This window comes from Mycobacterium sp. RTGN4, assembly GCF_033804635.1.
Taxonomy (GTDB): Bacteria; Actinomycetota; Actinomycetes; order Mycobacteriales; family Mycobacteriaceae; genus Mycobacterium.
In genome coordinates this window covers 12979-35261 of sequence record NZ_JAPZLB010000013.1, presented here as the reverse complement: position 1 = coordinate 35261, position 22283 = coordinate 12979, and the positions used below count along the sequence as shown (strand labels likewise).

General features: G+C 67.8%; 23 protein-coding genes. 14 read left to right on the top strand and 9 right to left on the bottom strand.

Annotated elements, in window-relative coordinates:
* From SLQ30_RS24400 to SLQ30_RS24375, 6 genes are all read left to right on the top strand, one after another.
* On the top strand, positions 1-786 hold the full coding sequence (locus SLQ30_RS24400; protein ID WP_319449369.1) for an ABC transporter ATP-binding protein: 786 nt from the start codon (positions 1-3) through the stop codon (positions 784-786).
* A complete protein-coding gene (locus SLQ30_RS24395) occupies positions 783-1751 on the top strand; it encodes an ABC transporter substrate-binding protein (protein ID WP_319449368.1) in 969 nt (322 codons plus the stop codon). Before SLQ30_RS24400 ends, SLQ30_RS24395 begins: the two co-directional genes overlap by 4 nt.
* The gene (locus tag SLQ30_RS24390; RefSeq protein ID WP_319449367.1) at positions 1751-2083 is read left to right on the top strand and encodes a YidH family protein; all 333 of its coding nucleotides are present in this window, start codon (positions 1751-1753) and stop codon (positions 2081-2083) included. The genes SLQ30_RS24395 and SLQ30_RS24390 overlap by 1 nt, the downstream gene beginning before the upstream one ends.
* The gene (locus SLQ30_RS24385; protein ID WP_413468173.1) at positions 2080-2400 is read left to right on the top strand and encodes a DUF202 domain-containing protein; all 321 of its coding nucleotides are present in this window, start codon (positions 2080-2082) and stop codon (positions 2398-2400) included. The genes SLQ30_RS24390 and SLQ30_RS24385 overlap by 4 nt, the downstream gene beginning before the upstream one ends.
* An 82-nt stretch (positions 2401-2482) precedes the next feature.
* The gene (locus tag SLQ30_RS24380) at positions 2483-5029 is read left to right on the top strand and encodes an ABC transporter ATP-binding protein/permease (RefSeq protein WP_319449366.1); all 2547 of its coding nucleotides are present in this window, start codon (positions 2483-2485) and stop codon (positions 5027-5029) included.
* Positions 5026-6777, top strand: a complete 1752-nt coding sequence (locus SLQ30_RS24375; protein ID WP_319449365.1) for an ABC transporter ATP-binding protein — start codon at positions 5026-5028, stop codon at positions 6775-6777. The genes SLQ30_RS24380 and SLQ30_RS24375 overlap by 4 nt, the downstream gene beginning before the upstream one ends.
* Here the strand turns inward: SLQ30_RS24375 and SLQ30_RS24370 are convergent.
* The 3 genes from SLQ30_RS24370 to SLQ30_RS24360 are packed head-to-tail and all read right to left on the bottom strand — an operon-like array spanning position 6770 to position 10077.
* Positions 6770-8134 (bottom strand): FAD-binding oxidoreductase, encoded by a 1365-nt coding sequence (locus SLQ30_RS24370; RefSeq protein WP_319449364.1) that lies wholly within the window; start codon positions 8132-8134, stop codon positions 6770-6772. The two genes, SLQ30_RS24375 and SLQ30_RS24370, sit on opposite strands and share 8 nt — an antisense overlap.
* A gap of 30 nt (positions 8135-8164) precedes the next feature.
* Positions 8165-8824 (bottom strand): pyridoxal 5'-phosphate synthase, encoded by a 660-nt coding sequence (locus SLQ30_RS24365; RefSeq protein WP_319449363.1) that lies wholly within the window; start codon positions 8822-8824, stop codon positions 8165-8167.
* An 11-nt stretch (positions 8825-8835) separates the two neighbouring features.
* The gene (locus tag SLQ30_RS24360) at positions 8836-10077 is read right to left on the bottom strand and encodes an MFS transporter (protein WP_319449362.1); all 1242 of its coding nucleotides are present in this window, start codon (positions 10075-10077) and stop codon (positions 8836-8838) included.
* Between the two features lie 90 nt (positions 10078-10167).
* Between SLQ30_RS24360 and SLQ30_RS24355 the strand changes: the two genes are divergently transcribed.
* Complete coding sequence (locus tag SLQ30_RS24355) at positions 10168-10983, top strand: uracil-DNA glycosylase (protein WP_319449361.1); 816 nt, start codon at positions 10168-10170, stop codon at positions 10981-10983.
* Between the two features lie 78 nt (positions 10984-11061).
* Positions 11062-12114: an LLM class flavin-dependent oxidoreductase gene (locus SLQ30_RS24350; RefSeq protein WP_319449360.1), complete on the top strand. Its 1053-nt coding sequence runs from the start codon at positions 11062-11064 to the stop codon at positions 12112-12114.
* On the opposite strand, the gene SLQ30_RS24345 is transcribed toward SLQ30_RS24350, so the two are convergent.
* Genes SLQ30_RS24345 through SLQ30_RS24335 form a run of 3 tightly spaced genes read right to left on the bottom strand, consistent with a single transcriptional unit; the run spans position 12111 to position 13489 of the window.
* Positions 12111-12563 carry a nitroreductase family deazaflavin-dependent oxidoreductase gene (locus SLQ30_RS24345; protein WP_413468172.1) on the bottom strand — a complete coding sequence of 151 codons (453 nt, stop codon included), beginning with the start codon at positions 12561-12563 and terminating at the stop codon, positions 12111-12113. The two genes, SLQ30_RS24350 and SLQ30_RS24345, sit on opposite strands and share 4 nt — an antisense overlap.
* A gap of 2 nt (positions 12564-12565) precedes the next feature.
* Positions 12566-13000, bottom strand: a complete 435-nt coding sequence (locus SLQ30_RS24340; RefSeq protein WP_319449359.1) for an HIT family protein — start codon at positions 12998-13000, stop codon at positions 12566-12568.
* Between the two features lie 21 nt (positions 13001-13021).
* Positions 13022-13489 (bottom strand): VOC family protein, encoded by a 468-nt coding sequence (locus SLQ30_RS24335; protein ID WP_319449358.1) that lies wholly within the window; start codon positions 13487-13489, stop codon positions 13022-13024.
* A gap of 96 nt (positions 13490-13585) precedes the next feature.
* On the opposite strand from SLQ30_RS24335, the gene SLQ30_RS24330 reads away from it, so the two are divergent.
* From SLQ30_RS24330 to SLQ30_RS24315, 4 genes are read left to right on the top strand one after another with little or no spacing between them, the layout of a single operon-like run.
* Positions 13586-14215 (top strand): helix-turn-helix domain-containing protein, encoded by a 630-nt coding sequence (locus tag SLQ30_RS24330; protein ID WP_319449357.1) that lies wholly within the window; start codon positions 13586-13588, stop codon positions 14213-14215.
* Positions 14212-15144 (top strand): SDR family NAD(P)-dependent oxidoreductase, encoded by a 933-nt coding sequence (locus SLQ30_RS24325; RefSeq protein WP_319449356.1) that lies wholly within the window; start codon positions 14212-14214, stop codon positions 15142-15144. Before SLQ30_RS24330 ends, SLQ30_RS24325 begins: the two co-directional genes overlap by 4 nt.
* Before the next feature lie 10 nt (positions 15145-15154).
* Entirely contained in the window at positions 15155-15967 is an 813-nt protein-coding gene (locus SLQ30_RS24320) for a helix-turn-helix domain-containing protein (protein WP_319449355.1), read from the top strand.
* An 18-nt stretch (positions 15968-15985) separates the two neighbouring features.
* Positions 15986-17374 carry an amidase gene (locus tag SLQ30_RS24315; RefSeq protein ID WP_319449354.1) on the top strand — a complete coding sequence of 463 codons (1389 nt, stop codon included), beginning with the start codon at positions 15986-15988 and terminating at the stop codon, positions 17372-17374.
* On the opposite strand, the gene SLQ30_RS24310 is transcribed toward SLQ30_RS24315, so the two are convergent.
* Positions 17371-17862, bottom strand: a complete 492-nt coding sequence (locus tag SLQ30_RS24310; RefSeq protein ID WP_319449353.1) for a DNA-deoxyinosine glycosylase — start codon at positions 17860-17862, stop codon at positions 17371-17373. The two genes, SLQ30_RS24315 and SLQ30_RS24310, sit on opposite strands and share 4 nt — an antisense overlap.
* 40 nt (positions 17863-17902) lie before the next feature.
* Between SLQ30_RS24310 and SLQ30_RS24305 the strand changes: the two genes are divergently transcribed.
* Entirely contained in the window at positions 17903-19027 is a 1125-nt protein-coding gene (locus SLQ30_RS24305; protein ID WP_319449352.1) for an adenylate/guanylate cyclase domain-containing protein, read from the top strand.
* A gap of 61 nt (positions 19028-19088) precedes the next feature.
* Positions 19089-19922, top strand: a complete 834-nt coding sequence (locus SLQ30_RS24300) for a glycoside hydrolase family 16 protein (RefSeq protein WP_319449351.1) — start codon at positions 19089-19091, stop codon at positions 19920-19922.
* A gap of 4 nt (positions 19923-19926) precedes the next feature.
* On the opposite strand, the gene SLQ30_RS24295 is transcribed toward SLQ30_RS24300, so the two are convergent.
* Positions 19927-22062 (bottom strand): heavy metal translocating P-type ATPase, encoded by a 2136-nt coding sequence (locus SLQ30_RS24295; protein WP_319449350.1) that lies wholly within the window; start codon positions 22060-22062, stop codon positions 19927-19929.
* Between the two features lie 2 nt (positions 22063-22064).
* Positions 22065-22268: a heavy-metal-associated domain-containing protein gene (locus SLQ30_RS24290; protein WP_319449349.1), complete on the bottom strand. Its 204-nt coding sequence runs from the start codon at positions 22266-22268 to the stop codon at positions 22065-22067.
* Positions 22269-22283: the final 15 nt, after the last annotated feature.

Sequence of the window (22283 nt, the reverse complement as noted above, 5' to 3'; positions counted from 1 at the left end):
ATGGCCATCGAAACTCACGACCTGGTGCTCCAATTCCCTGGCAAGCGACGACCCACCCTCGACCACATCTCCATGAGCGTCCCCGACGGCGCCTTCGCCGTGCTGGTCGGCGCCTCCGGCAGCGGGAAGTCGACACTGCTGCACTGCCTGGCCGGCCTGATCACACCGACCTCCGGCACGGTGACCGACAACGGCGACACCGTGCAGGCCCCTCACCCACGACGCGGAGTCGCCTTTCAGCGCGACGTCCTGTTTCCGTGGATGACGGTGGCTGACAACATCGAATTCGCCCTCACTGCAAGGCGGTTGCCCAAGGCCAGACGAAGTGCGGAGATCCGCGAGCTACTCGATCTTGTCGGGCTCCACGAGGACGTCGGCGGGCAGCGCCCCGCCGAATTGTCCGGTGGCATGCGGCAACGAGTCAGCATTGCACGGGTCCTGGCGGGCCAACCCGCCGTGATGCTCATGGACGAACCGTTCGCCGCACTCGACGCGCTCACGCGCCTGCGGATGCAGGACCTGCTGATCGATCTGTGGACCCGACTCAACCGAACCATCGTCTTTGTCACGCACGATATCGACGAAGCGATCCGACTCGGTGACACCGTCAGCGTGCTCCGCGACGGCGTGATCGTCGATCAGATCACCAACCCTCTCAGTCGCCCACGACCGTCTGACGCACTGGCAGATCAGCCGGGCTACAGCGATATTCGCAAGACTCTGCACCACCAACTCGGCATCGACCATGCGGTGCACCGACCTCGTGAAGGACTAACACGACAATGAAGACATCCCTTCGACGGCTGCTTGCCGCCGTCATGACCGCAGGCGCACTCGCGGCATCGGTCACCGCGTGCGCGAGTTCGGGCAACACCGACGCCGGCACCCTCACCGTGGGGTTCGTCGTCGACCCCTCGTGGGCGCAGATCCCGGTGGCCGCCGACACCGGACTGTTCACCAAGCACGGCGTGAACGTGAAGGTGGTGAACTTTCAGTCGGGAGTGGAGGCGCTGCAAGCCGCCGCTGCGGGTCAGGTCGACATCACCACGGCCGCAGACGTACCCACCTCGGCCGTGCTCACCCGCACGCCGACCTTGAGAGTCGTCGCGGACGGCTCGCGTTGGCAAGGCTCGCGGATCGTCGCGCGCCGCAGTGCCGGCATCAACACCATCGAAGACCTCGCAGGTAAGTCAATCGGCACCCCACTCGGCACCAGCGCCGCCTACTTCATCTCGAATGCGCTGGCACAGAACAAGATCGATGCCAAACTTGTTCAGGTATCACCATCGGCCATGGTGACGGCGGCGAGTCAGCGCAACGTCGATGCGGTGTCGATCTTCCAGCCCTACCAGGCGCAGGTGATCCAGACACTCAGCACCGACGCCGTCGAGCTGACGGGTGGCACGTACAACCAGCACAGCCTGTATCTCGCCACTCAGCCCGCCATCTCCGGGAAAGGCAAGGCGATCACGGCATTCTTCGCCGCCCTCGACGAAGCCGGTACCGCGCTCTCCCAAAAGAACGGCGCCGCCACGGACGCCGTCGCCAAGGCAACCCAACTCGATCCGGCACTGCTGGGCCCCGTGCTCGCCGAGTTCGACTTCACGCTCCAGTTGAAGCCGGACCTCGCGCAGAAGCTGACCGAGCTTGGCGAATGGGCCAAGACGCAGGGATCCGTCGAGCCGTCGACCCAATTGCCCAACTACGCAGACACATTCGATGCCAGTTTCCTCGCCAAGTCCGCTCGGTAATGGAGGAGGAGCCCGACTACCGGTTCACACTGGCCAACGAGCGCACGTTCCTGGCCTGGATTCGGACCGCCTTGGCGCTGCTGGGGGCAAGTGTCGTCATCGGTGAGATGTCCGCTTCATCGAGAATCCACGGGCCAGACCTCACGGTGCTCGCCATCATCTGCACGACGACAGCCACGCTGATCTCACTGATCGCGTTCAGTCGCTGGCGCCGTGTCCAAGACGCAATTCGACGGCACCAGCCCTTGCCGTCGCCAACCGTGATCCTGCAAGTCACGGTGGCGAGCGTCTGCCTGAGCGCCGTGGTGTGTATCGCGATCGTCATCAGGTGATGGCGCGCGGCGCCGACGATCGGGGCCTACCAGTCGAGCGCACGATCCTGGCGTGGCGCCGCACGGCGTTGACCGCGGCATGCGTCGTGCTGTTGGCGGTTCGCGAATACATCGTGGCGCCCTCGAAGGCCGGGCTGGCCACGGTCTTGCTCAGCGGTCTCGTCGTCTGCGGGCTAGCTGCCGTCGGAACAGCACTGCGAACACGCGATCAGGGCAGGGCATCCCGCGGGACGCGCGCAGCGCCAAGTTTCTTCCTGCTCTCGATCAGCGTCGCAACGAGCATCGGCAGCCTCTGCGTTCTGGTCTCACTCCCATAGCGCAACGACGGAGCCCCCACGCGAGCGTGAAGTAAGGCTACCCTTAGCCGTCGTATCGACACGTCGCGAAAGGGGATGGCCGATGGCACGCGGGTTTCAGGGAGCGATGCTGCGTGGCTTCGGCGCACGTGACCACGAAGCCACCGTGCTCGAGACCGAACACTTGGCCCCGCACTTCCTGCGCATACGCATGGTTTCCCCGACGCTGTTCGAGGATGCGTTGGCCGAACCGACCTCGTGGTTGCGGTTCTGGTTTCCCGATCCCGACGGCACGGATGCGGAGTTCCAGCGCGCATACACGATCACCGAAGCCGACACGAGCACGGGCCACTTCGCGGTCGACGTCGTCCTGCACGAACCTGCCGGACCGGCGAGCAAGTGGGCGCGCACCGCGGCGCCGGGCGCGACGATCTCGGTGATGTCCCTGGGTTCGGCCGGTTTCAGCGTCGGCGACGAGCCCCCGGCTGGGTATCTGCTCATCGGCGACTCGGCATCGACGCCTGCCATCAACGGCATCATCGACGCAGTCCCGCACGACATTCCGATCGAGGCCTACCTCGAACAGCACGACGAGCACGATCTGCAGATCCCGATTGCTGAGCACCCCCGACTCAACCTGCACCGGGTGATCCGGAAGGATGCGACGAGCCTGGCCACCGCCATCGAGTCCCGCGACTGGTCGAACTGGTACGCGTGGCTGGGACCCGAGGCGGGCGCCCTCAAGCACCTGCGCACCCGGCTGCGCGACGAGTTCGGCTTTCCCAAGTCGGAACTACACGCGCAGGCCTACTGGACCGAGGGCCGCGCGATGGGCAAGCGGCGCGGCAACGAGCCGTCCGCGGCACCCAAGATTCCCGAACCGCTCGCGGCACAACCCGCCCGCGGCAACTGGCGGGCACAGGCGGGCGGACGGCTGCTCGCGCCGTTGAAGGCGCCATTGCTCGGTTCCGGTGTGCTGCAGGCACTGATCACGTTGATCGAGCTGGCGCCGTTCGTGTTGCTGGTCGAGTTGGCCCGACTGCTACTGACTGGTGCTGACGAGGCTCGACTGTGGACGCTCGGCATCGCCGCAGTGTCGCTGCTCGGCGTCGGCACCATATTGGCCGCCGCCCTCACACTATGGCTGCACTGGGTCGACGCCCGATTCGCCAACGATCTCCGCGGGAAGTTGCTGACCAAGTTGGCCCGGCTTCCGTTGGGCTGGTTCACCTCCCGTGGCTCGGGTTCGATCAAGCAACTCGTACAGGACGACACGCTTGCGTTGCACTATCTGGTCACCCATGCGATCCCGGACGCGGTCGCGGCCGTCGTCGCACCGGTGGCGGTACTGGTGTATCTCTTCGTCGTCGACTGGCGACTGGCGCTGGTGCTCTTCGTGCCCGTATTGGTCTACGTCGTCTTGATGTCCGTCATGACGATTCAGTCCGGCCCGCGTATCGCGCAGGCCCCGCGGTGGGCCGAGCAGATGAGCGGAGAGGCGGGCGCGTACCTGGAGGGCCAGCCCGTGGTCCGCGTGTTCGGCGGTGCCGCGGCGTCCAGCTTTCGGCGCCGACTCGACGGTTACCTCGCGTTCCTGGTGAGTTGGCAGCGGCCGTTCGTCGGGAAGAAGACGCTGATGGACCTGGTCACCCGGCCCTCGACCTTCCTGTGGCTGATCGCCGTCGTCGGGACCCCGTTGATCGCCACCGGTCGGATGGATCCGGTGAACCTGCTACCATTTCTGTTCCTGGGCACCACTTTTGGTGCCCGTCTGCTGGGCATCGGTTACGGGCTCGGCGGAATTCAGGGTGGCCTGCTCGCCGCGCGTCGGGTGCAGACCGCGCTCGACGAGCCAGAACTGGCCGTGCGCGAGCTCGAGTCGTCGTCGGAGGGTGTCGATTCCACCGTCTTCTTCGACCGCGTCACCTTCGGCTACCGCCCCGACGTGCCGGTGATCAAAGGTGTGACGCTGGCGCTGCGCCCGGGCAGTGTGACCGCACTCGTCGGGCCGTCGGGGTCGGGCAAGTCCACCCTCGCCGCCTTGCTGGCCCGGTTTCACGACGTGCAGCAAGGTTCGATCACCATCGGGGGCAAGGACATTCGAGCGCTCAGCGCCGACGAGCTCTACCGCCGGGTCGGGTTCGTGCTGCAGGACGCCCAATTGGTGCACGGCACCGTGGCAGAGAACATCGCGCTGGCCGACCCCGAAGCCGAGCTGGCGCGGGTGCAGGCGGCGGCCCGGGAAGCTCAGATCCACGACCGGATACTGCGCCTGCCCGACGGCTACGACACGGTGCTGGGCGCAGGCGCCGGCCTGTCCGGAGGTGAGCGGCAGCGGCTGACGATCGCACGGGCCATCCTCGCCGACACGCCGGTGCTGATCCTCGACGAGGCGACCGCCTTCGCGGACCCGGAATCGGAATACCTTGTCCAACAAGCACTCAACCGGCTCACCAGAGACCGCACGGTGCTCGTGATCGCGCACCGGTTGCACACCATCACACACGCCGACCAGATCGCCGTGCTTGACGACGGTGAGCTCGCGGAACTCGGCACCCACGACCAACTCCTGGCCGCGGACGGGCGTTACCGCACGCTGTGGGATTCCGGCAGACGCGGCGCATCCGCGGTAGTGGAGGTCCGGCAGTGATCCGCACCTTGCTGGCCTTGATTCCAGCCGACCATCGCGGCAGGGTCGCCACCTACACCATGCTGGCTGTCGTTTCGGTGTTGCTCCGCGCTGCGGGCACGGTGATCTTGGTCCCGCTGGTGGCCGAACTGTTCGGCGACGCACCGCAACGCGCGTGGGCCTGGCTGGGCTGGTTGACGGCAGCGACCGTCGCCGGCTGGGCGATCGACACCGCGACCGCGCGCATCGGTTTCACGCTCGGTTTCGCCGTCCTCGACAACACCCAACACGATGTGGCCGACCGGCTTCCGAACATCCGGCTGGATTGGCTGACCCACGACAACACCGCGACCGCCCGGCAAGCCATCGCCGCCACCGGGCCGGAACTGGTCGGGCTCGTCGTCAACTTGCTGACTCCGTTGATCAGCGCCGCGCTGCTGCCCCCGGCCATCGCTGTAGCGCTGCTGGCGGTGGCCCCTGGCCTTGGACTGGCTGCTTTGGCGGGGGTCGTGGTGCTGCTTGGCGCACTGTGGATCGGCACGCGGCTCACCCGCCGGGCCGACGCGGTGGCGGGCGGCGCCAACACCGTATTCACCGAGCGCATCATCGAATTCGCCCGCACGCAGCAGGCGCTGCGGGCGGCACGGCGCGTCGAGCCGGCCCGCAGTCTGGTGGGCGGAGCGCTGCAGGCGCAGCACGGCGCGAGCCTGCGACTGCTGACGATGCAGATTCCCGGCCAGCTGCTCTTCAGCCTCGCCAGCCAGGTGGCACTCATCCTGTTCGCCGGGACGGCCACGTTGCTGACGGTGCGCGGTGAATTGGAAGTACCGGTGGCGATCGCCTTGATCGTGGTCGTCGCCAGATACCTGGAGCCGTTCACCGTGCTGAGCGAATTGGCTCCTGCGCTGGAGTCGACTCGGACCACACTCGGCAGGATTCAGGCCGTGCTGGACGCGCCGACATTGGCTTCCGGCGTTGCCACGCTCGCGGATCCGACCGCACCCCCGCGCATCGAGTTCGACGACGTCGGCTTCGACTACGGCACCGAATCGGTCTTGGAGAGTTTGAGTTTCGTGCTCGACCCCGAGTCCACGACGGCCATCGTCGGACCGTCGGGTTCGGGCAAGAGCACGATCCTTGCGCTCATCGCGGGACTGCATCACCCGACGCGGGGACGAGTGCTGTTCGACGGCGTCGACCTCGCGACGCTGGACCCCGTGGCGCGGCGCGCAGCGGTGAGTGTCGTGTTCCAGCACCCCTATCTGTTCGACGGCGCACTGTGCGACAACGTGCTCGTCGGCGACCCGCACGCCGCGCCCGAAGCGCTGGCCGAGGCGACGCGGCTGGCCCGGGTCGACGAGCTCACGGGTCGGCTACCCGACGGAGCTCAGACGATGGTCGGGGAAGCGGGGGCCGCGTTGTCCGGGGGTGAGCGCCAGCGCGTCAGCATCGCGCGGGCACTGGTCAAGCCGGCGCCGGTGCTACTCGTGGACGAGGCGACCAGTGCCTTGGACACCGAGAACGAGGCGGCCGTCGTCGACGCGCTGACCGCCGACCTGAGGCCGCGCACGCGGGTGATCGTTGCCCACCGGATGGCCAGTATCAGGCAAGCGGATCGGGTGCTGTTCGTCGAGGCGGGACGGGTGCTCGAGGACGGGGCCATCGACGAGTTGCTCGCAGCGGGTGGCCGTTTCGCGGAATTCTGGAATCAGCAGCGGGCCGCCGCCGACTGGCACGTCGCTACTGCCCCCGAAATCGCGGCTAGATAGCGGCGCCGGGGTTGAGGATGTCGTCGGGGTCGAGCGCCTTCTTGATGCGGCGGTTCAGTTCCATCGCCTCGGGTCCCAGGTAGCCCGCCAGCCACGGCCGCTTGAGTCGGCCGACGCCGTGCTCGCCGGTGATGGTGCCGCCGAGTCCGACGGCCAGGTCCATGATCTCGCCGAATGCGCTCTGTGCGCGCCGAGTCATCTCGGCGTCCGTGGGGTCGTACACGATCAGCGGGTGGGTGTTGCCGTCGCCGGCGTGCGCGATCACCGAGATCAGCAGGCCGTGCCGTTCGGCGATCTTCTCGACGCCGGAGACCAGGTCGGCCAGCGCGGGAAGTGGGACGCCGACATCTTCGAGTAGCAGTGAGCCCTTGGCCTCGACCGCGGGGATGGCAAACCGGCGGGCCGCCACGAAGGCCTCGCCCTCGTCCGGGTCGTCGGTCGAGAACACCTCAGTCGCACCGGCTTCGGTGAACACCCGTGCCATGAACTCGGTGTCCTCCACGCCCGCAGGGCCTCGGTCGTCGGAGGCCGCGACCATCATTGCCGCCGCGTTGCGGTCGAGCCCCATCTTGAGCTTGTCCTCGACGGCGTTGATGGCGACCGCGTCCATGAATTCGAGCATGGAGGGTCGGATCTTGCCGGTGATCGTCACGACCGCGTCCGCGGCGGCCGCCACGTTGTCGAAGGAGGCGACCACCGTACATCCGCGATGCTGGGCTGGCAGCAGCTTCAACGTCACTTCGGTGACGATCCCGAGCGTGCCTTCGCTGCCCACGAATAACTTCGTCAGGCTCAGTCCCGCAACGTCTTTCAAGCGCGGACCACCGAGGCGTACCGCGGTGCCATCGGCCAGCACGACCTGCAGCCCCAGCACGTAGTCCGTGGTGACGCCGTATTTCACGCAGCAGAGCCCGCCCGCATTGGTGGCGATGTTGCCGCCGATGCTGCAGATCTCGAACGACGATGGATCGGGCGGATACCACAGCCCGTGTTCGGCGACGGCCTTCTTGACCTCCGCGTTGAACAGGCCCGGTTGCGTGACCACGGTGCGGGTCACCGGATCGACCGCGATGTCGCGCATGCGTTCGGTCGACAACACGATTCCGCCGTCTAGGGCAGTGGCCCCGCCGGACAGTCCGGTACCGGCGCCGCGCGGCACGACTGCCACCTTGTGCGCGGTCGCCCAGCGCATCACGGCCTGCACCTCCTCGGTGCGCCTTGGCCGCACGACGGCCAGCGGGGTGCCGGCATTCGGGTCTGCGGCCCTGTCCTGACGGTAGGACGCCAGGATGTCAGGGTCGACGACGACGGAGCCGTCCGGAAGGTCGGCGATCAGGGCGTCCAGTGCGGAGTCCATCGCTCGATCGTAGGCGTTAGCGATTCGACGTCACGGCCACAGCAGTTGTGTGTGCCAGCCGCCTTCGGGGTGAGCGGTATAGAGCAGGCGTTGATGCCGCCGCTCGGGGTCGCCCTGCCAGAACTCGACGCGTTCGGGGCGGACGGCGTAGGACACCCATTCGTCGGGAACCAGGCCGGGATGGGCATCGAGTTCGGCGCGCGTCACCGCGAGCGCGTCGTCCAGATTCGTTGTTGCCGAGAGTGGCTGGCTCTGCATTCGCGTCAACACCAGCGCGCGCGCACCGTCCGTTCGGGCCAGGAAGTCGGATGCGGTGACGTCCGGCGGATCGACGACGACGGCGCCGCGGACCCTGACCTGACGCACCAGCTGCGGCCAGTAGAACGTCAGCGCCGCAACCGGATTCGACGACAAATCGGCACCCTTCTTGCTCGCGGTACTGACGGCGAAGTGCCAGCCAGCGTCGTCGACGTCCTTGAGAATCAACATGCGCGCATCGGGGTGACCATCCGCGCCGACGGTGGAGAGTGTCATCGCGTGCGGCTCCGCCACGTCGGCCTGAATTGCGGCGTGGAACCACTCGGCGAACAGCGCGGTCGGATCGTCCGGGCACTGGGCCGGATCGAACTCGGGCGCAGCGCCGCTGAGCACGGGCAGGGCCCGCAACGTGCTGCGCAAGTTGTCGGCCATGATTCTCCTGCTCACTCGGCGGGGCTAACCGACTCGGGATTGCGGTCCAGGTGACGCAGCGCGGGCAAGAAGATCGCCACCACGCCGAGCAGCAACATGGGCAGCGACAGCGCGAGGAACGTCACGTGCAACCCCGCCGCATCGGCAAGCGGTCCCGCCACGACCAACCCGAGCGGGCCTGCGGCATAGGCGAGCGAGCCCATCACCCCGACCACCCGGCCGCGAAGATGCGTAGGCGCGCGGGTCTGCATGACGTAGTTGTAGATCGGTGCCATCGGTCCGTAGACCAGGCCGACGATGGCGCACAGCACCAGGATCACCGGCAGTGGTGGCAGGAACGCGATGACCGTCATCGCAACGCCCAGCACGAGCACCGCGATGAGCATGATCGTGCGCCGATTCGAGTACTTCGACCACACGGCGTAGCCGAGCGCCCCGATGAGTCCGCCGACGCTCAACGCCACCAGCACCCAGCCCAGCTGCGCAGGTTCGTTTCGGTCGGTGAAGTACTTCGGGAACAGCACGCTCTCCATCGGCATGTACAGCCCGGTGGCGGCCAGGTCGACGAAGGCCAGGGTGCGCAGCACCGGCGTGTGCCACACGAACTTGAGGCCCTCGACGATGCCGGCCCACACCTGCGGCAGCTGTTCGCGATTCGGGGTGCCCGCGCCCTTGAGTCGCAGCACGGCCACGGCCGAGATGGACAGTATGAACGCTCCCGCCGTCACCCACATGGTGTTGATGCCGCCCAGCGTGGCGATCAGGAGGCCGCCGATGCCCGGCCCCACGATGTAGGCGAGGTTGAACACCGCCTCGTACACGCTGTTGGCGCGATCGAGCGTCCACTCGGCGCGCGTCGCAGCCTCCGGAAGCATCGTCTCGCGGGCCGTCATGCCTGCCGGATCGAAGAATGCGCCGAGCGCGGCCAGTCCGGCCAACACCGCGACGTTGATGGCGCCGACGCCGAAACTCAGCGCGATGACGGGCACCGCAGCGACCGCAAGCGCAGACAACCCGTCGGAGATCATGGACACCCGCCTGCGGCCCAGGTAGTCGACGGCCGCACCTGCGATCAGGGTGGCCACCAACAGCGGCAGCGTCCCCGCCATCGCCACGATCGACGCGTCGAGCGCAGACCCGTTGTGCTGCAACACCAGCCACGGGAACGCCACGATCGAGATGCCGTTGCCCGCTCCGGCGGTCAACGCCGCAAGGAAGATCAGGAACAGTGGGCCGCGCTTCTTGAGGTTCATGAGCCGTGCTTCTCGATTCTGGGCGATCTGAATCTAGCAGCGGCCCAGCCCACGTCGCGACGAATTTTCCGCGGCGTGCACAGTGTTGGGGTGAGCCTGCCGCATGTCCGCACCGGTGCGGAGTTCGATTCGCCAGTGCCTGCCGGTGTCGGCTGGCCGGGCGACCCGGCCCGGCCGGACACTCCGGTCGCGACGACGCCTGCGCGGGTGCGCGCCCTGGCCAAGCGGATCGGCGACGTCGACGAGTTGGATGCGGCGGTCAGCGTGTGCCGGGCCTGCCCGCGCCTGGTGAGTTGGCGCGAGCGGGTGGCCGTCGAGAAGCGGCGCTCGTATGCCAGCGAACCGTACTGGGGGCGACCGGCACCCGGTTTCGGCGCGGCGGACCCAAGCATCCTGATCCTCGGGCTCGCGCCAGCAGCCCACGGAGCCAACCGAACCGGGCGCGTCTTCACGGGCGACCGCAGCGGCGACTTCCTGTTCGCCGCGATGCACCGGGCCGGCCTCGCGAGCACCGCGGACAGCGTGGACTCGGGAGATGGGTTGGTGCTCAACGACACTCGCGTGGTGGCAGCCGTGCGCTGTGCGCCGCCCGACAACAAACCGTTGCCCGAGGAGCGTGCGACGTGTGCGCCGTGGCTTGATGCCGAGTGGCGACTGGTAGCGCCTTCGGTGCAGGCGATCGTCGCGCTCGGCGGGTTCGCGTGGCGGGCCGCACTGGACATGATCCGCGCGGGTGGTGGGACGGTGCCGTCGCCGCTGCCGAAGTTCGGCCATCTGGCGACGGCGCAGCTGGGCGAGTTGACCCTCATCGGCTGCTATCACCCCAGCCAGCAGAACACGTTCACCGGCCGGTTGACCCCGGCGATGCTCGACGACGTCTTCCACCTCGCGATTTCGGCGCGCTAATCGGGGCTCACCCCGGAAAACCGCGCCCAAATCACGGGGGAGGGGAACGTTCGCGCGGTCTCGGCGGTTGAATACCTCGTGCGACTTTCAGTACTAGACCTCGTGCCCGTCCGCAGCGACCAGACCACGTCGGACGCGCTGGCCGCGACCCTGCGGCTGGCGCAGACCGCCGACGGCTTGGGCTACACCCGGTACTGGTTGGCCGAACACCACAACATGCCCGCGGTGGCCGCCACCAGCCCGCCGGTGCTGATCGGTTACCTGGCCGGCCAGACCTCCCACATCAGGCTTGGCTCCGGCGGCGTCATGCTGCCCAACCATGCGCCACTCGCGGTCGCCGAACAGTTCGCCCTCCTCGAGGCGGCGGCGCCGGGCCGCATCGATCTCGGCCTCGGGCGCGCACCGGGCAGTGACCCCGTCACGTCCATTGCGTTGCGCGGGCCTGCGGGCCGTAGCGATGCCGACATCGAGAACTTCCCGCAGTACCTCGACGACGTCGCCGCGTTGATGAGTGCCGACGGGGTGTCGGTGGCGCTTCAGGGCCGAAACATGTTGGACCAGAACTACCTTCTGAAGGCGACCCCTGCGGCGGCGAGTGAGCCGCGGTTGTGGCTGCTCGGGTCGTCGATGTACTCGGCGCACTTGGCCGCGGCCAAGGGGCTGCCGTACGTGTTCGCCCACCACTTCTCCGGTGAGGGCACCGAGCAGGCGCTGGCCACGTACCGGTCGGAGTTTCGGCCCAGCGACCTGGCCGCCGAGCCCACCACCTTCATGACCGTTAACGCCTCGGTCGCGCCTACGCGTGAGGAGGCCGAGGCGCTGCTGCTGCCCAACCTGCACATGATGGCCTGGTTGCGCACCGGTGAGCGGCTGCGTCCGCTCGACCTGGTCGAGGACGCCCAAGAGCGTGAGTTGACCCGCCAACAGCAGGCCATCGTCGAGTCGGGCCTGTCCCGGGCCATCGTCGGGGCGCCTGCGGAGGCGGCCGATCAGGTGCGCGCACTGGCCGAGCACTTCGATGTCGACGAGGTGATGATCAGCCCCGTCGCCTCGGCCCGTCGCGGTGTCGACGCGCGTACCGCACCGGGGCGGGAGCGCACGTTGGAGCTGCTCGCCAAGGAGCTGTTCTAGGGCGTCAGCGCGACGATCGGTATGGGTCGCGTGGTGCGCGTCTGATACCCCTCGTACACGTGGTTGTTGTTGTCGTTGACCAACTTCCACCGTCTCTGGTAGTCGGGGTCGTCGGGCGTGACGACGGTGGCAGACACCGGAAAGCGCTTCGGTCCGACGTTGATTTCAACGGCGGGGTTGGCCTTCGCATTGAAGTACCAGCCGGGCGCCTTGGGGTCGCCGCCCTTGGATGCGACCACCAGGTAGGAGTCGCCATCCTTGGCGTAGCTCAACGAGTTCGCTCGCTGGCTCCCGGTCTTCGCGCCGACCGTGTGCAGGATCAGAATCGGCGCGGTGAACGGGATCTTGTGCCCGATCCGGCCGTTCGTCTTCCGATAGATCTGGTCGTGCAGCTTCAATAGTGGGAGTCCGACTAAGCGCTCCCACAGGGGCATGAACTCGTTGCTCATGGTTACTCCTTCACCGCGTCGAGGTTGGCAAGCGCGTCGCGCAGGATGCGCCCCGTCGCTTCCCGGTCTGGGTCCCGCCGCACGATCAGGCCCTTGGCGAACGACAGCTTGTCACCGGCCTGTCGTGGTGCGACGTGCAGGTGGATGTGAAACACGCTCTGAAAGGCGGCCTTGCCGTCGTTGATGACGATGTTGTTGCCGTCGGCCTTCAACTCGGACGTGCGTGCGGCCTGTCCGATGCGTTGGCCGATGCGCGCGAGGTCCGCGATGGTTGACGGCGGGGTGTCGGTCAGGTCGACGGTGTGCTTCTTGGGGATGACGAGCGTGTGGCCCCGCACGATGGGTCGGATGTCGAGGATGGCGAGGTAGTCGTCGTCCTCGTAGACGCGGATCGCGGGCGCATCACCGGCGACGATCGCGCAGAACACGCAAGACATGTCGCCACGGTAGTCCCCGCGTCAGACGTTCTGCTTCGCCCACTCGGCCAGGCGCCGGTCACGCTCGGCAGCGTCGACGTCTTCAACCCGGGTCATGACGGCCCAGCGCTGGCCGAACGGATCGACGATCGACGCGAAGCGGTCACCGGTGACGAACGTCTGCGTGGCCTCGCGGACAGTGGCCCCGGCCGCCGCGGCCCTGGACACCACGTCGTCGACGTCCGGGCAGTACAGCACCATCGAGTGCGTGACGGACTCCTTGCGCGCAGGTGCCTCCAGTCCGTACTGGGGATTCGGATCGGACAGCTGCAGGCGACCGGCCCCGAAGTCGAGCTCGGCATGGGCAACGGAGCCATCGGAGCCGTCCATCTTCTCGAGCAAGGTTGCCCCGAACACCGAGACGTAGAACTCGATGGCCTCGGCGGCGCCGTCGACGACCAGGAACGGGGTCAGGCTGGTGTAGCCGTCCGGAATGGGTTTCACGTACATGTCAGCCAGTTTCGTGGGGCCGACGACGCGGGGGCTTGGAAAAACGCGTCAGCGCCGGTAGTTTGTCTGTAACGATCCTTACAGACAGGGCGAAACGTGTCGACCGCACCCACCAAACGGCAGCAACAGGGCGAGAGCTCACGCGAGCTCATCCTGGACGCCGCTGAACGGCTGATGGCCACGCGCGGGTACGCGGCGACGGCGATCAGCGACATCCGCAAGGCCTGCGGGCTGCCCGCCAGCTCCATCTACTGGCACTTCGGGTCGAAGGAGGGCGTGCTCGCGGCGGTCATGGAACGCGGTGCGCAGCGTTTCTTCGCCGCGATCCCTCGCCATGGCGAGACGTCCGCGGCCCCGGATATCGAGGTGCAGCTCGCCGCGACTGCGAAACTGCTCTCCGAGCATCCCGTGTTCCTGCGGCTGGTCTACCTGTTGGCGCTGGAGCGCACTGACGATCCGGCCGTCGGTGCCGCCGTGCGTCGGGTCCGCGACACCGCGGCCGCGGGCTTTCGCGTCGCCATCGCCACCCTGATGCCGCCGGATGTGCCGCAGGACAAGGCCGCCCGTGTTCTCGACGAACTCACTGCACTCGCGATGGCCATCTCCGACGGAGTGTTCATCGCCGACCACGTAGAGCCAGACGACACCGACGTCGAACGGATGTACCGACGGCTGTTGCAGGCCGTCACCACCCTGCTACCGATCCTGCTGGAGGAAGAAGAATGAACACCCGCACCGTCATCATCACCGGCGCCAACGCCGGTCTCGGCCTGGAATGCGCGCGAAACCTGTTGGCGCGCAGGTGGGGCGAGCGAAGCGACGGGGGAAATGACGATTCCTGGCACGTCGTGCTCGCCGTCCGCAATCCCGAGCTGGGTGCGGCGGCGATCGCAGAACTCGGAGCGCCCGACCGCTGCAGCGTCATCCGGTGCGACCTCGCGTCACTGGAGTCGGTGCGCGAGTTCACCGAGGCGTTCGCCGCCGCCGCGCTGCCGCCGTTGCACGCCATCGTATGCAACGCCGGCCTGCAGACGGTGGAGCCCAAGTTCACCGTCGACGGCGTCGAAATGACCTTTGGTGTAAACCATCTCGGTCATTTCGCGCTCGTCACGGGATTGCTCGACCGACTCGTCGCACCCGCGCGAATCGTCGTGGTCGCCAGCGGAACGCACGACCCGGCCAAGTTCACGGGGATGCCCGATCCGCACTACACCTCGGCCGAGGAACTCGCCCATCCGGCCGCCGATGCTCCGGCCGAGGGACGACGCCGCTACACGACGTCCAAGCTGTGCAACGTGCTCTTCGCCTACGAGTTGGACCGACGCCTCGGCGAGGGTGCCAAGGGCGTCACCGTGACCGCGTTCGACCCCGGTCTGATGCCGGGTTCGGGGCTGGCCCGCGACTACTCGCCATCGCAGAGGTTCGTCTGGCGCTTCATCGCTCCCGTGCTACGCCTGCTGCCCAACGTCAACAGCACTCGCACGTCCGGCAGCAGGCTCGCCGCACTGGCCGTCGACCCGGCGTTCGAGGGCGTCACCGGCCGTTACTACGAAGGCGCAAAGGAGATCCGGTCCTCGGCCGACTCCTACGACACCGCCAAGGCCCTCGATCTGTGGGCGACCAGCGAGCGGTTGGTTCAACCCGTCACGACGTAGTGTCGAGCGGGTGAACGCCGACGGACCGCAGCTTGGCGTCGTCGGGCGATCGAACACTGCGTCGGTGTTCGACCTGACCCGGTGGGCGCCGTCGGACGCCGCCGCGCCGTGGGTCGAGCACTTCTGGTCGGTCAGGTGGGACTTGCGCGGCGAGCCGCCGTTCGAGAGCACGGTCATCACGTTTCCCGTCATGCACCTCACCCACGAATGGGGCACCGACTCGCCACGGCACGGGTATCCACTGCCCTCCACGCTGATCCAGGGCGTTGTGGAGCAGGTGTTCACCACGACGCTGTCCGAATGCGGCGCGGTCGTCGGGGCCCGCTTCCGGCCCGGTGGATTCGCGGCCCGGTTCGGTCGGGACGCCGGCTCCTACACGGGGCGCACCGTGCCGGTGGACGACGAGTTGTTCTCCCGCACCATGACTCTCGCCGACGAGCCAGCGGCCGCAGGCGCCGCACTGGACGCCGCGATCTCGGAGTGCGCCGCGCCACCCGATTCCACCTACCTGGCGCTCACGGCGTTGGTGAACCGCATCCGCGACGACGACCGACTGCATCGCGTCGAGCAGGTCATGGAGCTCTCGCCGTGGGGCACGCGAACCACCCAGCGCGTGTTCCGCCGTTACGTCGGCGTGTCGGTGAAGTGGGTGCTGTGTCGCTACCGATTGCAGCATGCGGCGCTGGCGCTCGAGCGCGATCCGGAGGCCGACAGCGCCGCGCTCGCCGTGCGGCTGGGCTGGTACGACCAGGCGCACTTCATCAACGGCTTCCGCTCGATGCTTGGTTGCACGCCGGGGGAGTACGCCACGCGGCACGGGTAGCTCGCTATTGTCTGGGCGATGGACCCACGCGAGCTCGCGTTCGCAGGCGCGGCCGAACAGGCTCGCCTGCTCGCTGCGGGCACCGTCACAGCGCCCGCCCTGCTCGACGTCTATCTCGACCGGATTACGCGGCTCGACCCCGAATTGCGTTCGTACCGCGTCGTGCTCGCCGACTCCGCACGGAGGGAAGCGGCGGCCGCGCAGGACCGCATCAATGCGGGGGAGCGGCTGCCGCTGCTCGGTGTTCCAATCGCCATCAAGGACGACACCGACGTTGCGGGCGAGGTCACGACCTATGGCAGCAGCGCGCACGGTCCGGCTCGCACCGCTGACTCCGAGGTCGTGCGCCTGCTGAGGGAGGCCGGCGCCGTCATCGTCGGCAAGACCGCGGTGCCCGAGCTCATGATCTGGCCGTTCACCGAGACCCTGACCTTCGGTGCGACCCGCAATCCGTGGAACACCGACTACGCGCCCGGCGGAAGCAGCGGCGGTAGTGGAGCCGCGATGGCGGCGGGCCTGGCGGCGCTGGCGCTGGGGTCCGACGGCATGGGATCGATCCGCATCCCTGCCACGTGGGGCGGCCTGTTCGGGATCAAGCCGCAGCGCGACCGGGTACCCCTGACGCCGCACGACGGCACGTGGTGCGGACTGTGCGCATACGGTCCGATCGCCAGGACGGTGGAGGACGCGGCACTGTTCCTCGACGTGACGTCGACGATGCCCGCCCCCGACGGCGGATTCGTCGCGGCTGCGAAGCGCACACCCGGCCGGCTGCGAATTGCGTTGAGCACCAAGGCTCCGCTGCCGCTGACGCGGGTTGGCAAGGCTCAGCTGGCGGCCGTAGGAGAGGCGGGTGCCCTATTGCGCGAACTCGGGCACGACGTGGTGGAACGCGATCCGGACTACCCGCCGTCGGCGGTGTACACCCACGCCTTGCCGCGCTATTTCCGCGGCGTGTACGAGGACGCGAAGGCGCTGCCGCATCCCGAGCGGCTCGACCGTCGTACGCGCTCCTTCGCGCGGGTGGGCGGGTTGATCCCCGCGCGGACGATGGCCGCCATCATGACCGCCGAGAGCGACGTGGCGGCGCGCGTGCAATCGATCTTCGATGACGTGGATGTGCTGCTCACTCCTGGCGCGGCAGCGGGACCTTCCCGGGTCGGCGCGTACCAACGTCGCGGCGCCATCTCGACGCTGGCGTTGGTCGCCGCCCGGGTGCCCTTTCAGGCCATGTTCAACGTGACGGGGCAACCCGCCGCGGTGGTGCCGTGGGGGCGCGACGGCAATGGCATCCCGACGTCGATTCAGTTGGCGGGCAGGCCGTTCGACGAGGCGACCCTGCTGGCGCTCGGGGCGCAACTCGAGTCGGCCCGGCCGTGGGCGCAGCGTAGGCCGCCGGTCAGCTAGGCGTGCGACGACACCGCGCTCCACTGGGCCAGCTTGTCCGCGAACGACATCGTCATCGCCCCGCTGCTTGACGGCAGCCGAACGGCGGGCAGCGTCGTCGCGACGTGACGCTCGAACAAATCGAAGGCCGTCAATCCGTTCACGAACACCCGCGCGATGGCCGGGTTCGTGGCCAACAGCCCTTCGAAGTCGTTGACCACGAGCGTCTTCCGGTCGATTTTGGCGTCCATGCTGCCAACTCGACGGCAGCTGCGCACGACGTCCCAGAGCGCCACTCCGTGTTCCACTGCGGCGGCTATCCGCTGCGCGTACGGCAGGTCGACATCGAACCCGAACATAGCTCCGAGCAGCGGCCAGAACTGGTTGCGCCGATTGGCGTAGTACTCGCTTGTCACCAGCGAGCGCTCGCTGGGGAACGAGCCCAGGATCAGCACTCGCGCGCCGTCGCCGACGACGGGTGGAAGGCCTTCGCGCATCGGTTCGGTCATCGATGGAAATGATCTCAGATGATTCGGATACGTTGACTCGGTGGCTGAGGACTTCGATGTCGAAGCGTCCGGACTGCTCGATGGGCTCGAGGGCAGGGCCCGAGCCGAACGAGCCGAGTTGATCCCCTGGCTGCTCGAGCGCGGCGTTGCCGTGGCCGAGATTCGGGACGCGGTCCAGCCGATGCTGCTGGCGTCGCGGCGCTTCTTCAGCGAGGACCGCACCTACCTGTCGGCGCGGCAGATCAGCGTGCAGTCCGGGCTCGACTTGGACTTGCTCGAGCGGGTTCAGCGGGCCAGCGGTCTGCCCTGGGTCGGCGATCCCGACGCGGAGGTGTACCTGCGCACCGACGGTGCAGCGGCCAGCTACGCGCAGAAGTTCCTGGAGCTCGGGTTCACGCCGGACCAGATCGTGCTGGTGGTGCAGGTGCTTGCCGAGGGGCTGACCCGGGCCACGGAGGTGATGCGCTACACGGCGCTGGCCGCCACGATGGAGGCCGGCTCGTCCGAACTGGACATCGCCAAGCGCTCCGAGGTCTTGTTGGGCTCCGCCGCGCCGCTGCTGGGCCCGATGATCACCGACCTGCTCCGGGTGCAATTGCTGCACCAGATGGAAACCGAGGCCGTCAACGCAACCGAGCGGGCCGAGGGGCTGACGCTTCCGGGCGCACGCGAGGTCACGATCGCGTTCGCCGACCTCGTCGGGTTCACCAAACTCGGCGAGGTGGTGCCGCCGGAGGACTTGGAGAAGCTGGCGCACCAGCTGACCGACCTGGCCCATCAAGTGGCCGCACCCCCGGTCCGTTACGTCAAGAGCATCGGCGACGAGGTGATGTTGGTCAGCACCGACCCCGCCGCCATGCTCGACGCGGTGCTGAACCTGGCGGGTGCTGCGGAGGCCATCGAGGGCTTCCCGAGGTTGCGCACCGGGCTGGCGTCTGGGCTGGCCGTGAGCCGCGCCGGTGACTGGTTCGGCAGTCCGGTGAACCTCGCCAGCCGCGTGACCTCGGCGGCGCGGCCCGGGGCGATTCTGGTGGCGGAGCCGACGCGGGAGGCGATTGGCGACGACTCCCGTTTCACCTGGTCATTCGCCGGTGCGCGCAGCCTCAAGGGCATCAAGGACGACGTCAAGCTCTACCGCGCTCGGCGGGCCGATCCTGCAGGTTGACCCGCTCGAGCGGCCGAGCGTCGACTTGCACCCCGCGTGACGTTGCGGCTTGTATGGAGCAATGTCTGAACTGGATCGTCGCAGTCTCATGTTGATGACGGGGCTCGGATTGCTGGGCGCAGCGGTCTCCGTCCCAGAAGCCCGTGCCACGCCGTGGAGCGGCCCGCCACCGGCTGCACCGCCGGCCGACGGGAAGTACATCTTCGCCGACGAGTTCGACGGACCGGCAGGTTCGGCCCCCGATCCGTCGAAGTGGGAGATCGCGACGGAACGTGAATCGATGGAGGACCCGACCTTCTGGGAGCTGCCCGAGAACGTCGGCCAATACCGCGACGATCGCCGAAACGTGTACGTCGACGGCAAGTCCAACCTCGTCTTTCACGCTGCCAAGGACGGCAACACCTATTACAGCGGCAAGGTCTTCGGCAAGTTCCGCGGCGGCATCGGGCACAACTGGGAAGCCAGGATCAAGTGCAACTGCCTCACCCCCGGTGCGTGGCCTGCCTGGTATCTGGCCAACAACAGCCCGGTCAACGGTGGCGAAGTCGACATCATGGAGTGGTACGGCAATGGCAAGTGGGCGGCCGGCACGGCGGTCCACGCCAAGTTGAACGGCGGCGAGCACGTCAGCCAAGGGATCACCGTCGACAGCGCCTGGCACACGTGGCGAGTCCAGTGGGACGACGCCGGGATGCGCTTCTGGAAGGACTACGTCGACGGCGCGTCTCCGTACTTCAACGTTCCGGCGAACTCGCTGCCCGACTGGCAGTTCAACTCGGATGGCTACCAACTGTTTCCGGTCATGGATCTTGCGGTCGCTGGTTCCGGCGGCGGCGATCCCGGACCGGGCACGTACCCGGCCGACATGCTGGTCGACTACGTACGCGTCTGGTAGCTCGCTAGCGCGACGGCGTGAAGCGACGCAACCGCAGACTGTTGGTCACCACGAACACCGAACTGAAAGCCATTGCGGCAGCGGCGATCATGGGATTGAGCAGACCGAGTGCGGCAAGCGGAAGCGCCGCGACGTTGTAGGCGAACGCCCAGAATAAGTTGCCCTTGATGGTGCGCAAGGTGGCGCGGGAGAGTCGGATCGCATCGGGTACGGCCCGAAGGTCGCCGGTCACCAGCGTCAGGTCGGACGCTTCGATGGCCACGTCGGTGCCGGTGCCCATCGCGAGCCCGAGGTCGGCCTGGGCCAGTGCCGCAGCGTCATTGACGCCGTCGCCGACCATCGCGACCACCTTGCCGTCGGCTTGCAACCTCTTGACGTGGTCGAGTTTGTCGGCGGGCAGCACCTCGGAGATCACGTGCTCGATGCCGACCTGCGCGGCCACCGAAGCAGCCGCACGACCGTTGTCGCCGGTAAGCAGGATCGGAGTGAGCCCGAGCGCGCGCAGGCTCGAGATCGCCTCTGGGGCAGTCGCCTTCACCGTATCCGCGACGACGATCACGGCGCGCAACCGGTCGTCGACCGCCAGCCACACCGGGGTGTGCCCGGCGGCTTCGGCGTCCTCGGCGGCGCCGCGCAGGTCGTCGGGGATCCGGAGGCCGCGCTCGCCGCTGAGCCACGACAACCTGCCCGCCGCGAGCGAGTGCCCATCCACGTCACCGGTGACGCCCTTGCCGCCGTGATTGACGAACTCCGTCACGGCGGGCAACGGTCCGGACTCCAGGGCACGGGCAGCCACCGCGCGCGCGATCGGGTGCTCGGAGCCGCGCTCCAATGCGCCTGCCCACGTGAGCAATTCGGGATCGTCGACGGGGTGGACGGCGACTACGGTCATCTGCCCGGTCGTGACGGTGCCGGTCTTGTCCAGCACGACGGTGTCGACGCGACGGGTGGACTCCAGCACCTGTGGCCCCTTGATCAGGATGCCCAACTGCGCTCCGCGCCCGGTTCCGACGAGCAGCGCCGTCGGCGTCGCCAACCCGAGCGCACACGGGCAGGCGATAATCAGCACCGCAACCGCGGCCGTGAATGCCGCATCCGCCGAACCGCCCGAGAGCAGCCAGCCGATCAGCGTCAGCAGGGACAGCGCGATCACGATGGGCACGAAGATCGCCGACACCCGGTCGGCCAGCCGCTGCACCTGCGCCTTACCGCTCTGGGCCGCTTCGACGAGTCGCGCCATTTGCGCAAGCTGCGTATCCGCCCCCACGTGCGCCGCCCGCACGTGCAGTAGCCCGCCCACGTTGACGGTCGCCCCGACGACGTCATCGCCGGGCCCGACCTCCACCGGAACGGACTCGCCGGTCAGCATCGCGGCGTCGACCGCCGACGTTCCGGTCGTGACGACACCGTCGGTGGCGATCTTCTCGCCGGGTCGTACGACGAACACGTCGCCGACCGCGAGTTCGGCTATGGGGATGCGTGTTTCGGCGTCGTCACGCACAACCGCGACATCCTTGGCACCCATGTCGAGTAGCGCGCGTAGCGCCGCGCCCGACTGGGACTTGGCGCGGGCCTCGAGGTAGCGCCCCGCCAGCACGAACGACGTGACGACTGCGGCCACTTCGAAGTAGAGGTGTTGTGGCGATCCGGTGAGTAGTTCCCACACCGACCACGCGTAGGCCGCCACCACGCCGACCGAGATCAACGTGTCCATCGTGGCCGCGCCGTGCCGCAGGTTGGCCAGCGTGGCCCGGTGGAACGGCCACGCGCCCCACGCCACGACAGGCGTGGTCAGCGCGAAGACGAGCCACTGCCAGCCGCTGAACTGCCACGCCGGTGCCATGGACAACGCCAACACCGGGAGGCTGAGCGCGGCGGATACCGCCAGCCGGCGCAGATACGGGGGCTCGGAGTGGTCGACGGGTAGCTCATCGGTCTTCACCGTCGCGCCGTAGCCGGTGGCTTCGACGGCAGCCATCAACTCGTCGGTGCTGACGTCTGCGGGGGCATCGACCGAAGCTTGTTCGGTGGCGAAGTTCACGGTGGCGTGCACGCCGTCGATCCGGTTGAGCCGCTTCTCGATTCGGGCCGCGCACGACGCGCACGTCATGCCGTCGATGTTGAGCGTGACGGTCGTCATGCTCAGGCTGATTGGGCGAGTTCGTAGCCGGCGTCGTCGATGGCCGCACCGACGGCGGTGGCGTCCGGGGTGCCGTCGACGCGAACCACGCCGCCGGCCAGGTCGACGTCGACGCCGGTGACTCCGGGTAGCGCGGAGACCGCCGACGTGATGGCGGCGACGCAATGCCCGCAACTCATACCGCGTACTTCGAAGACCAAACTCATGACCCCACTATATAC

Bases quoted from the DNA above. Each gene is read 5' to 3' on its own strand.
- SLQ30_RS24400 (WP_319449369.1), top strand. From the start codon at position 1: ATGGCCATCGAAACTCACGACCTGGTGCTCCAATTCCCTGGCAAGCGA.
- SLQ30_RS24395 (WP_319449368.1), top strand. From the start codon at position 783: ATGAAGACATCCCTTCGACGGCTGCTTGCCGCCGTCATGACCGCAGGC.
- SLQ30_RS24390 (WP_319449367.1), top strand. From the start codon at position 1,751: ATGGAGGAGGAGCCCGACTACCGGTTCACACTGGCCAACGAGCGCACG.
- SLQ30_RS24380 (WP_319449366.1), top strand. From the start codon at position 2,483: ATGGCACGCGGGTTTCAGGGAGCGATGCTGCGTGGCTTCGGCGCACGT.
- SLQ30_RS24370 (WP_319449364.1), bottom strand. From the start codon at position 8,134: ATGGACTCCGCACTGGACGCCCTGATCGCCGACCTTCCGGACGGCTCC.
- SLQ30_RS24365 (WP_319449363.1), bottom strand. From the start codon at position 8,824: ATGGCCGACAACTTGCGCAGCACGTTGCGGGCCCTGCCCGTGCTCAGC.
- SLQ30_RS24360 (WP_319449362.1), bottom strand. From the start codon at position 10,077: ATGAACCTCAAGAAGCGCGGCCCACTGTTCCTGATCTTCCTTGCGGCG.
- SLQ30_RS24345 (WP_413468172.1), bottom strand. From the start codon at position 12,563: ATGAGCAACGAGTTCATGCCCCTGTGGGAGCGCTTAGTCGGACTCCCA.
- SLQ30_RS24340 (WP_319449359.1), bottom strand. From the start codon at position 13,000: ATGTCTTGCGTGTTCTGCGCGATCGTCGCCGGTGATGCGCCCGCGATC.
- SLQ30_RS24335 (WP_319449358.1), bottom strand. From the start codon at position 13,489: ATGTACGTGAAACCCATTCCGGACGGCTACACCAGCCTGACCCCGTTC.
- SLQ30_RS24325 (WP_319449356.1), top strand. From the start codon at position 14,212: ATGAACACCCGCACCGTCATCATCACCGGCGCCAACGCCGGTCTCGGC.
- SLQ30_RS24315 (WP_319449354.1), top strand. From the start codon at position 15,986: ATGGACCCACGCGAGCTCGCGTTCGCAGGCGCGGCCGAACAGGCTCGC.
- SLQ30_RS24310 (WP_319449353.1), bottom strand. From the start codon at position 17,862: ATGACCGAACCGATGCGCGAAGGCCTTCCACCCGTCGTCGGCGACGGC.
- SLQ30_RS24300 (WP_319449351.1), top strand. From the start codon at position 19,089: ATGTCTGAACTGGATCGTCGCAGTCTCATGTTGATGACGGGGCTCGGA.
- SLQ30_RS24295 (WP_319449350.1), bottom strand. From the start codon at position 22,062: ATGACGACCGTCACGCTCAACATCGACGGCATGACGTGCGCGTCGTGC.
- SLQ30_RS24290 (WP_319449349.1), bottom strand. From the start codon at position 22,268: ATGAGTTTGGTCTTCGAAGTACGCGGTATGAGTTGCGGGCATTGCGTC.